This window comes from Micromonospora hortensis (assembly GCF_022230935.1).
Taxonomy (GTDB): domain Bacteria; phylum Actinomycetota; class Actinomycetes; order Mycobacteriales; family Micromonosporaceae; genus Micromonospora; species Micromonospora hortensis.
This window is the reverse complement of the sequence record NZ_JAKKFE010000042.1, coordinates 1-10,495: the sequence shown is the minus strand read 5'-3', so window position 1 is coordinate 10,495 and position 10,495 is coordinate 1. Positions and strand designations below refer to the sequence as shown.

General features: G+C 69.0%; 9 protein-coding genes. 1 reads left to right on the top strand and 8 read right to left on the bottom strand.

Annotated elements, in window-relative coordinates:
* Positions 1-137 precede the first annotated feature (137 nt).
* The 5 genes from NIE111_RS25735 to NIE111_RS25715 form a co-directional block, all read right to left on the bottom strand.
* The gene (locus NIE111_RS25735; protein ID WP_372488403.1) at positions 138-1,313 is read right to left on the bottom strand and encodes a Gfo/Idh/MocA family protein; all 1,176 of its coding nucleotides are present in this window, start codon (positions 1,311-1,313) and stop codon (positions 138-140) included.
* 54 nt (positions 1,314-1,367) lie between these two features.
* The gene (locus NIE111_RS25730) at positions 1,368-2,420 is read right to left on the bottom strand and encodes a substrate-binding domain-containing protein (protein WP_238686900.1); all 1,053 of its coding nucleotides are present in this window, start codon (positions 2,418-2,420) and stop codon (positions 1,368-1,370) included.
* Between the two features lie 98 nt (positions 2,421-2,518).
* Entirely contained in the window at positions 2,519-3,646 is a 1,128-nt protein-coding gene (locus NIE111_RS25725) for an ABC transporter permease (protein WP_238686899.1), read from the bottom strand.
* On the bottom strand, positions 3,643-5,151 hold the full coding sequence (locus NIE111_RS25720) for a sugar ABC transporter ATP-binding protein (RefSeq protein WP_238686947.1): 1,509 nt from the start codon (positions 5,149-5,151) through the stop codon (positions 3,643-3,645). Before NIE111_RS25720 ends, NIE111_RS25725 begins: the two co-directional genes overlap by 4 nt.
* Positions 5,152-5,284: 133 nt before the next feature.
* Entirely contained in the window at positions 5,285-6,463 is a 1,179-nt protein-coding gene (locus NIE111_RS25715; RefSeq protein ID WP_238686898.1) for an ROK family protein, read from the bottom strand.
* Positions 6,464-6,996: 533 nt separating this feature from the next.
* Between NIE111_RS25715 and NIE111_RS25710 the strand changes: the two genes are divergently transcribed.
* Entirely contained in the window at positions 6,997-7,470 is a 474-nt protein-coding gene (locus tag NIE111_RS25710) for a hypothetical protein (RefSeq protein ID WP_238686897.1), read from the top strand.
* Positions 7,471-7,542: 72 nt separating this feature from the next.
* Here NIE111_RS25710 and NIE111_RS25705 read toward each other — a convergent pair whose 3' ends face one another.
* From NIE111_RS25705 to NIE111_RS25695, 3 genes are all read right to left on the bottom strand, one after another.
* A complete protein-coding gene (locus tag NIE111_RS25705; protein ID WP_238686896.1) occupies positions 7,543-8,565 on the bottom strand; it encodes a YihY/virulence factor BrkB family protein in 1,023 nt (340 codons plus the stop codon).
* A gap of 64 nt (positions 8,566-8,629) precedes the next feature.
* The gene (locus tag NIE111_RS25700) at positions 8,630-9,439 is read right to left on the bottom strand and encodes an ABC transporter permease (protein ID WP_238686895.1); all 810 of its coding nucleotides are present in this window, start codon (positions 9,437-9,439) and stop codon (positions 8,630-8,632) included.
* A 52-nt stretch (positions 9,440-9,491) separates the two neighbouring features.
* On the bottom strand, positions 9,492-10,280 hold the full coding sequence (locus tag NIE111_RS25695) for an ABC transporter permease (RefSeq protein WP_238686894.1): 789 nt from the start codon (positions 10,278-10,280) through the stop codon (positions 9,492-9,494).
* Positions 10,281-10,495: the final 215 nt, after the last annotated feature.

The window sequence follows — 10,495 nt, the reverse complement described above, 5'->3', positions numbered from 1 at the left end:
GCCCGGCTGCACGCTCTCCGAAGCCGACCTCTGTCCCGGCCACGGGGCGCAATCCGTGGCTGGTCCCTCGCCGGTCGGCTTCGGAAAGCCGGTCGGGCGATGGCGGTGCGAACACCGCCGTCGCGGATGGTCAATGGTCAGACGGCCGCCGCTGTCAGCGTCGGTTCCACCTCGGCCCAGGAGGAGCCGAGCTCCGCCGAGCGGGCCACCGCGTCCAGCACCAGCTGGACCTGCAACGCGTCGGCGAAGGAGGGAGTCGGGTCGACACCGGTGGCGACCGCCTCGATGAAATCGCGCATCTCGTGCGTGAACGAGTGCTCGTAGCCGATGATGTGGCCCGGGGGCCACCACGCCGACATGTACGGGTGCTCGCCCTCGGTCACCAGGATGCGGCTGAAGCCCTGCTCTACGGCCGGGCGGGTCGCGTCGTAGAACTCCAACTCGTTGAGTCGCTCCAGGTCGAAGACCACGCTGCCCAGCGAGCCGTTGATCTCGACGCGCAGCGCGTTCTTACGGCCGGTCGCGAACCGACTCGCCTCGTACGTGGCCAGGGCGCCACCGTCGAGCCGCGCCACGAAGACCGCGGCGTCGTCGACGGTGACAGTCCCGGTGGGCGCCGTGTGGCCGTCCACCGAGGCCGCCAGACCGCTCGACTCGGCCGGCAACGGCCGCTCCTTGACGAAGGTCTCGGTGACCGCGCTGACGCCGCTGATCCGCTGACCCGTGACGAACTGGGTCAGGTCGATGATGTGCGCGCCGATGTCACCGAGCGCGCCGGAGCCCGCCCTGTCCTTCTGCAACCGCCAGACCAGCGGGAACTGCGGGTCCACGATCCAGTCCTGCAGGTACGTCGCACGGACGTGTCGAATCACCCCGAGCCGTCCGTCGGCGACCAACTGGCGCATCATCGTGACCGCGGGGACCCGGCGGTAGTTGAACCCGCACATCGATCGCACTCCGGAGGCCCGGGCGACGTCCGCCGCAGCGGTCATCGCCCGTGCCTCCTCCACCGAGTTGGCCAATGGCTTCTCGCACAGAACGTGCTTGCCTGCGGCCAACGCGGCGAGAGCGATCTCGGCGTGACTGTCGCCCGGGGTGCAGATGTCGACAACGTCGATGTCGTCCCGGTTGATCAGGTCGCGCCAGTCGGTGGTGTACGCGTCCCAGCCGAGTGTGTCGGCGGCGTCAGCCACCTTCGCTGTGTCTCGGCCGCAGATCAACGCCATCCGGGCCCGCGCCGGCAGGTCGAAGACACGGTTCACGGTGCGCCACGCCTGTGAGTGCGCGGCGCCCATGAACGCGTAGCCGACCATGCCGACCCGCAGTTCTTTGTCTGTCGTGGACAAGGTGGGTCTCCCCCCGGTATGTCAGAACCCGAGCTTGTCGTAGCTGCTCGCGTTCTCCTTGGTGATCGTCTCCGAGGCCAGGGTCACTTCCTTGGGCACCTGCAGCTCCGTCAGGTCGCCCAGGCCCCGACCCTGCGCGATGAGCCGCGCGAGCGAGACCGCCGAGGAGGCCATCGACGGGTTGTAGGTGACAGTGGCCTTCAGCACGGTGTTGTCGGCCTTGATGGCGTCGATCGCGAGCTTGGAGCCCGCGCCGCCGACCATGAAGAACTCCGACCGGTTGGCCTGCTTGATGGCCGCGAGCACACCGATGCCCTGGTCGTCGTCGTGGTTCCAGATGGCGTCGATCTTCGGCAGCGCCTGGAGCAGCTGGGACGCCTCACGCTGACCGCTGTCCGAGGTGAACTCGGCCGAACGGCGGTTCCGCACCGTGAACCCGTAGGTCGCCAGGGCGGCCTTGAACCCCTCGCTGCGCTCGACGGTCAGCGGGATCTCCAGGCCGGCGATCTCACCGATGACCGGGTTGGCGACGCCCTTGTCCTTGAGGATCTTGCCGATGTAGTGCCCGGCCGAGACGCCCATGCCGTAGTTGTCGCCCTTGATGACCAGCCGCGAGGCCAGCGCGTCGGGGAACGCCCGGTCGAGGTTCACGATCGGGATGCCCGCCTGCATCGCCTGGAGGGCAACGGCGTTGACCTCCTTGCCGTCGTGCGGCAGCACGACGATGATGTCCGGCTTCTGGGCGATCAGGGTGCCGAGCGTGGAGCGCTGGGCCTCGGAGTTCGACCCGCCGTCGACCTCCTTGAACTCCACGTCCGAGTAGGCAGCGGCCTGGGCCTTGGCGTTGGCGTGGATCGCGCCCATCCAGCCGTGGTCGGCGGCCGGGGCGGAGAAGCCGATGACGACCTTCTTGCCCGGGGCGTTGTTGCCTTCGGTGTTTCCGGCGGCCTTGGTCTGGGTGCTGGCGGCCGGGGTCTCGTTGCTGGTGCAGGCAGTGAGAAGGGTGGCAGCGCCCACTGCGGCTCCACCGAAGAGCAACCGGCGGCGCGACAGGTCGCGACTGTGCTGGGTCATGAATGACCTCCTGGGAGCGGGATTTGACCTATTGAGGGTGTGCGAGGCCCGGCCAGCGTCGAACGTTCTCGACGTCGCCAGGACAACGGTGCGGTGCGTCAGGTTGCGGTGGCGACCCTGTTCCGCGCGAGGAGCCGAGTGACTGACTTGAACTGGAACTGCTGGACCAGGACGGCGGCGACGATGATGCCGCCCTTGACCATGTTCTGCGCCTCGATGGAGAGGCCGTTGATGGCGAAGAGGTTCGTGATGGTGGCGAAGATGATGACGCCGAGCAGCGAGCCGACGATCGTGCCCCGGCCGCCGCTGAGCAGCGTCCCGCCGATGATCGCCGCGGCGATCGCGTCCAACTCGTACAGGTTGGCCATCGCCGCCTGCGCCGAGGTCGCCTGCGAGGTGAGCATGATGGCGGCGATACCGCAGCAGAGACCGGAGAGCGCGTAGAGCAGCATGGTGTGTCGCCGGACGTTGATGCCCGCCAGCCGGGCCGCCTCCGGGTTGCCACCGACGGCGATGGTCCGCCGGCCGAAGGTCGTGCGGTTGAGCACCACCCAACCGGCCAGCACGACGGCGCCGAGGATGTAGACCAGGATCGGGATCCCGATCACCTTGCGCGCGGCGATGTCGTTGATGAAGGTGCTGCTCGACACCTGGGTCTGCTTGTTGGAGATCGACGCTGCGAGCCCTCGCGCGGCCACCAGCATCGCGAGCGTCGCGATGAAGGGGACCAGCCGCCCGTACGAGATGAGCACACCGTTGACGAGGCCGACGCAGATGCCGACAGCGAGGGCGGCGAAGATCATGCCGCCGGCGCCGTAGCTCTGGGTGGCCACTGTGGTGCACCAGACCCCGGCCAGTGCGACGATCGCGCCGACCGACAGGTCGATGCCGCCACCGATGATCACGAAGGTCATCCCGACGGTGACCACGCCGACGACCGAGGCCAACTGGAGGATGGCCAGGACGTTGTTCCAGACCCAGTTCGGGTCGCCGTACAGGTCGGGCTTGGTGACCGCGCCGACCACGATGAGCGCGGCCAGCACCCCGATCAGACCGAGGTTGCGCTTGGCGCCGTCGCCACCGTCACCGCGCCACCAGGAGAGCTTGCCCCCGGATCCTGCCTTGTTATTGGCCACCGCCGTCTCCGCCGGGTCCACCGGCGGCGACTGCGCCGGAAGCTGCGGGCGCTCCGGTGTCGCGGTGGGAGTGGGAGTCGCGTCGCTCATGCCGGTGCGCCTTCCATCAAGGACCCCGCCATCACGAGGTCAAGCACAGTGTTCTCGTCGAGTTCGCCGGCCGCGGCTTCGCGGACGACCCGCCCTTCCCGCATCACCAGCACCCGGTCGGCCAGACCCAGCACCTCGGGCACCTCGCTGGAGACCAGCAGCACCCCCACGCCCTGAGCGGCCAATGCCCGGATGACCTGGTAGAGCTCGGCCCGGGCGCCCACGTCCACGCCCCGGGTCGGCTCGTCGAGAAGCAGCAACTTGGTGCCGCCGAGCAGCCAACGCCCGACCACCACCTTCTGCTGGTTTCCGCCGGACAGCGTGCGTACCGGCCGGTCGACGTCCCGGGGCCGCAGCTCCAGGGTCTCCGCGATCCGGTCCGCCTCGGCGCGTTCCTTGGCGGCGTTGGTGAAGCCGAGCCGCGCGTACCGGCCGAAGGTGGCCAGCGTGACGTTGCGGTAGATCGGCTCGCCGAGCAGCAGCGCCTGGCTCTTGCGTTCCTCCGGGGCCATTCCCATGCCGGCGCGAACCGCCGCGCCGACGCCGGGCCGGAGGACCTTCCCGTCCATCTGCACGGTGCCGGCCTCCGGGAGGCGGGCACCGTAGATCGTCTCCAGCAGCTCGGAGCGACCGGAGCCGACCAGCCCCGCGATGCCCACGATCTCTCCGGCACGCACGTTCAGCGACACGTCGGCGAATTCGCCCGTGCGGGTCAACCCCTGCACCTGGAGCAGGTCGGCGCCCGCGGTGTCGTCGGTCGGCCGGTCCGGGAAGACGTACTCGATGGTGCGGCCGGTCATCCGGCTCACCAGGTCGCGGGTCGGGGTGTCGCGCGCCGGCAGGTTCGCCGCCGTGGTCCGGCCGTCCTTGAGGACGGTGACCCGGTCGCCGATCTCGCGGATCTCCTCCAAGCGGTGGGAGATGTAGATGACGGCGATGCCCTGCGCGGTCAGCTCTCGGATGATCCGGAACAGGTTGCCGACCTCGTCGTGGGCCAGCACCGCGCTCGGCTCGTCCATGATGATCAGTCGGGCCTCGTGTGACAGCGCCCGCGCCATGCTGACGATCTGCTTGCCGGCCGCCGGCAGGGACCGGACCATCCGCCCCGGCGGAATCTCACCGTGGCCGAGCCGGCCGAGGATCTGCCGGGTGTGCCGGGCCATCCGGCCGCGCCGGACGAATCCGAAGTTGCGGTACTCGTGCCCGAGGAACGCGTTCTCCGCCACCGACAGATCCTCGACGAGGTCGAGCTCCTGGTAGATCGTGGCGATGCCCGCCTTCATGGCGGCCTGCGGGTTGGCGAACGTGGCCGGCTCACCGCGCCACTCCACCTGCCCGGAATCCGGTTGGTGCACCCCGGCGAGCACCTTGATGAGGGTGGACTTGCCGGCGCCGTTCTGCCCGAGCAGGCAGTGCACCTCGCCGGCACGCACCTCCAGCTGCACGCCGTCGAGCGCGCGTACGCCGGGGAAGGTCTTCACCAGATCGGTGAGGCGCAGGACCACCTCGCCCGCGACGGTGTCGGCGGGAGCCTCGACCAGCGGCGCCTCGGCGACGGCCTCGGCCGACGCGGTGGCGGGGTCATCCTCGGGCAGAGCCACAGTCTCCTCCTCGCTCACGACGGAATCTCGAACAGCTTCATGCGGCTTCCCCGAAGGCGACGTCGCTCGCGAGGACCGCCGCGCCGGTGACACCGGCGCGGCCGCCCAGCTCGGACAGGACGACGGGAAGGTTGCCGGTCGCCAGCGGCAGTGACCGGCGGTAGACCACACTGCGGATCTCGGCGAGCAGGATGTGGCCCAGCTGGGCCAGCCCTCCGCCGATCACGATCATGGAAGGGTTGGTGAAGCTGACCAGGCCGGCGAGCACTCCGCCGACGCGCCGTCCGCCGTCCCGGATCAACTGGATGCAGGTCACGTCGCCCTCGACAGCGCCCTCGGCGACGTCCAGCGCGGTGACGACACCGCGCAGCGCCAGCCGTTCGGCCAGCGCCGGCGACGTCCCACTGCGGGCGGCGGCCGCGGCGTCCTTGGCCAGCGCGGCGCCGCTGAACAGCGCCTCCAGGCAACCGACGTTGCCGCAGGAGCACATCGGACCGTGCGAGTCGACCTGGATGTGGCCGATGTCGCCGGCACAGCCGTCGGTGCCCCGGTAGACCTCGCCGGTGAGGTAGATGCCGCACCCGATGCCGGTGCCGATCTTCACGAAGAGGAAGTCGTCCACCGAGTGGGCGACCCCACCGTGCCGCTCGCCGATCGCCATGATGTTGACGTCGTTGTCGACCACCGCCGGGCAGCCGTGCTCCCGGCTGAGCAGCTCACGCACCGGGAACCGGTCCCAGCCCGGCATGATCGGTGGTGACACCGGAACGCCGTCGCGGAAGCTGACCGGGCCGGGTACGCCGATGCCGACCGCGTCCAGTCGCTCGTACGCGCCGTCGACCCGGGCCTTGTGCAGAAGTTCGTTGACCCGTTGCAGGGTCACCTTCGGGCCGTTGCGGATGTCGGCAGTCTCGGCGTAGTGGGCCACCGGTTCGAGGCGGCCGTTGACCACCTCGACGTCCATCGAACTGGCACCGAGGTCGACGGCGGCGAAGCGCAGCTTCGGGTTCAGCTCGACGAGAGTCGAGCGACGCCCACCTCGGGATGCGGCGAGCCCGGCTTCGGCCACATAACCCAGCGTCACCAGGCGGTCCAGCTCGGCCAGCATGCGCGGACGCGGCATCTGGAGCCGGTCGCCCAGCTCGGCCCGGGACACGGCGCCCTCGTCGCGGAGCAGCCGCAACAGGCGCACGTGTAGGGGGTCGACGGTGCGCACCCGGGTCCCCCTCTACTTTGGCAGCGTTCACATCGACGCAATGTCGATGTGTTGTGTCCGACACAGTAAGAGCGGTCGCATCGCCTGTCCAGAGCTTCGGCTGTTCCGACGCTAACTTTTGCTCAAACGGACAGAAGTTTCGGTCGCGCTTGCGAGGGGATGGGCCGGCTTCGCTGTGAACCGTCGCCGTACCGGCACCCACCGACCGGGTGAGCCCGCCCCGACCCCACCGCGGCGACGCCGACCTCCACGCGTTCCCGACGGAGGTGCGTCGGCGCCCATCGGCCCGCCATCGGTGTCAATCGGTATCGATGCGCTCAAGCAGCGATTACGCCACCGAGGCGGACGTCCACAGCCCACCCGAATCGTCGGTGCCACCGTCTCCGCAATTGCAAAGGACGTTGACAGTCGTCTACATGGTCGTTAACGTTCCTGGGCATCGCCAGCTACGGGGCGAGTCGCGCACCGCAATTCTCCAATCGCGATGACCTTCCGTTCTGGCGTGCCCGAACACCCCGACGGGAAGGACCCCAATGAATCGACCGACGCGCTTTGTCGCGGCCGTGTCCGCAGTAGCGTTCGTCGCGCTATTCTCCCCATCGGCAGCCCAAGCGGCGCCGTCCTCGACCAGCTCCGACGTCGCCGTTGTGGCCGCGGCACCCGTCCGGCAGGCCGCTTCCAGCGCTGCTGAGGGTGACTTCGGCACCCTCGGGAACTGCACCGCGGGGATCTTCTGCGGCGAGGTGAAGAACCGGCTCGGCCGATCCATCAAGCTCTCGGGAAACTGGCCGACCAACAGTAAGACGATGTGGCTGCCGGCTGGCCAGGGCAGCGCATCCGACTCGAGGTACTACTACGAATTCCGGGACACCGACGGATTCCAGGTGCCCAGCGGTTACATTTACTACGACAGCGTGGGTAACAAATATTACCCCGGTTGGCACAAGGTGAACGACCTGCAGGTAGTCACGCTAAACGGCTGGTGCCTCACCACAGCCTGTAGCTGACGGTCGGATCCACAATAGGCGCGTCAGGGGCTGCCGGGCCGGCACGGGTCCGGCAGCCACTGACGCGTCGCCTCAACCGACCGAACCGCGCTGGTTGCGCTTCTTCTTGAGCTTGCGGTCGTCGCGCAGCTCGACGTACGGCTCGTCGTCCACCGCGTGACCGGCCGAGATGGCGCGGCCACGCTCCAGCTCGGCGTCGAACTCCGCGCCCAGCAGGATCGCGATGTTGCTCAGCCAGAGCCACACCAGGAAGATGATCACCCCGGCCAGGGTCCCGTACGTCTTGTCGTACGAACCGAAGTTGCTCACGTAGAAGGCGAACAGGCCGGAGATCACCAGCCAGATCACCACGGCCAGCACCCCGCCCGGGCTGACCCAGCGGAAGCCGCCGTGCCGCGCGTTCGGCGAGGCCCAGTAGAGGATCGCGAACATCAGGCTGACCAGGATGAGCAGCACCGGCCACTTCGCGATGTCCCACACCGCTACCGCCGTCGAACCGAGCCCGATCACGTCACCGACCGACTCGGCGAGGCGGCCGGTGAAGACCACGATCACCGCGCAGACCAGCAGCAGCACGCCGATCACCGCTGTCACACCGGCCCGGATCGGCAGCGTCTTCCAGATCGGCCGGCCTTCCGGCACGTCGTAGATCGTGTTCGACGCACGCATGAACGCACCGATGTAGCCGGACGCGGACCAGAACGCGGCCACCAGACCGATGATCGCCGCGATGCTGGCCAGGCCGCCGTTCTGCTGGGCGGTATTGATCGCGCCCTCGATGATCTGCTGAATGCTGTCGTTCGGCACGGCCTGGTTGACGGTGTCCTTGACGCCCTCGGTGGCGCTCTCGCCGAGCAGGCCGAGCAGGGAGATCAGCACCAGCAGCCCGGGGAAGATGGACAGCACCCCGTAGTAGGTCAGTGCCGCCGCCCAGTCGGTCAGGCTGTCGTCCTGGAATTCGGTGATCGTCCGGCGCATCGCCGCCTTCCAGCCGCTGCCGGGCAGGTCGGTGGGGCTGTCCGGGCCCGCGTCGGGCCCGACCGGCGTGGTGGCCGGATCACGCTCACGCTGGGCGGAAGACTCGTCCGAGGTCATCGCCCCTCCTCCTGGTCGGCGGTGTCACCTCCGGACATGCCCCGTGGACGTACGCGGATAACCCCTACTTGTAGAGCAACCTCGCCATTCGACGGGAGGCCACCAGCAAGCCGACCGCCATCATCGCCAGCAGGTAGAGCACGTCGAGCAGCCAGAGCCAGCCATCACCGCCCAGCGCGAGCCCGCGGATCAGGTGCACCGACCGGTACAGCGGGGTGATCTCGACGAGCCAGTGCAGCACTGTCGGGTAGGCCTGCGCCGGAACGAAGGTGCCGGAGAAGAGGAAGAGCGTGAACTGCGCGGAGGCCATCAGGTCGAAATCCTGCCAACTGCGCATGAAGGTGGAGATCGCCATGCCGAGCGCACCGAACGCGAAGCCGACAAGCACCGCGGCCGGGAAGGCGGTCAGCGCGCGGGTGACGCTTGTCAACTCCAGCGCGACCATCACACCGAGGAACGCCGCCGAGTAGGCGCTCCCCCGCAGCATCGCCCAACCCAACTCGCCCACGGCGATCTCGAACGGCCGTACCGGGGTGGCGATCACCCCGTCGTACAGCTTCATGTACTTCATCTTGCCGAAGAAGTTGAATGTGGTCTCCGAGATCGCCCCGGTCATCGCCGAGGAGGCGAGCATCGCCGGGGCCACGAACTCGGCGTACGAGACCAGCCGCCCGCCGGGCAACGGCAGGTCGCCGACCAGCGCGCCGACGCCCACCCCGATGGACAGCAGGTAGAGCAGCGGCTCCACGAAGCCGGAGAGCAGCAGCAGCCAGTAGGCCGGCTTCAGCGCCGCGACGTTGCGCTCGAACACCGACGCCGACCGCCGGGACGCGGCGGAGACGTCGACCAGCCGGGGCAGGATCAGCGTGACCACGGCACCCTCTCTGCTTGCTGTTCGGGTTGCTGTTCAGACGACGGGCTGCTGCTCAGACGACGAGCTTGCGACGGAACGCGCGCACCGCCAGCAACCAGCCGGCGACCGCCCAGGCGGCCAGGTAGAGCAGGTGCCCGACGATCGACCACTGTGGGGCGACGCCGAGCGTGGCCGCGCGGCACAGGTCCACGGCGTGCCACAACGGCGTCACGTACGCCAGCCACCGCAGCGCGTCGGGCAACGACTCGACCGGGAAGAACACCCCGGCGAAGAGCGTCATCGGGATGACCGCGAACCGGAACAGCATCGCGAGCCAGTTGTCGCTCGACACCGACGCGGCGTACGCGAAGGTCGGCGCGGCGACGGCCAGCCCGAGCAACGCCACCACCGGCAGGGTGACCACCGCCCACGGCGACCGCAACGCCCCGAACAGCCCGGTGACCAGCAGGAACGCCACGATAGTGGTGAGCACCCGGAACAGCACGAAGGCCAGGTGCCCGGCCACGATGTCACTGACCCGCAGCGGTGACGCGCCCTGCGCGAAGTAGGTCTTGACCCATTGGAAGTTGCTGAACACCGGCCAGGTCGAGTCGCCGACTGTCACCTGGAGCGCTGTCGAGGCGATCAGCCCGGGGACCAGCCAGTCGAGGTAACGCACCCCGCCGACGCCCTGGTCGATGTAGGCGCCGACGCCGAACCCAAAGCCGAGGACGGTCAGGACCGGCAGCAGGAACGACGAGAACACCCCGGCCCGCCAGGTGCGCCGCAGACCCACCAGGTAGTGCTCGAACACCGCGTACGCCGGCACCCATGGGAACCGCGCCGATCCCGCCGCACTCACCCGATCACCCCGCCCACCGCGCCGACCACCACGACCTGTCTACCCCCGGGGTACGACAGACCGCCGGTCACCCTACGACGACCCCGCCGACGTGTCGCCCGGGTTTCCCCGCGCCGCCCTGGTTTCGCGGCGTCGCCCGGTCGCGGCGTCGCCCGGTCGCGGCGTCGCCCGGTCGCGGCGTCGCCCGGTCGCGGCGTCGCCCGGTCGCGGCGTCG

Coding starts and splice junctions, on each gene's coding strand:
- NIE111_RS25735 (WP_372488403.1), bottom strand. CDS start 1,313: ATGGTCGGCTACGCGTTCATGGGCGCCGCGCACTCACAGGCGTGGCGC.
- NIE111_RS25730 (WP_238686900.1), bottom strand. CDS start 2,420: ATGACCCAGCACAGTCGCGACCTGTCGCGCCGCCGGTTGCTCTTCGGT.
- NIE111_RS25725 (WP_238686899.1), bottom strand. CDS start 3,646: ATGAGCGACGCGACTCCCACTCCCACCGCGACACCGGAGCGCCCGCAG.
- NIE111_RS25710 (WP_238686897.1), top strand. CDS start 6,997: ATGAATCGACCGACGCGCTTTGTCGCGGCCGTGTCCGCAGTAGCGTTC.
- NIE111_RS25705 (WP_238686896.1), bottom strand. CDS start 8,565: ATGACCTCGGACGAGTCTTCCGCCCAGCGTGAGCGTGATCCGGCCACC.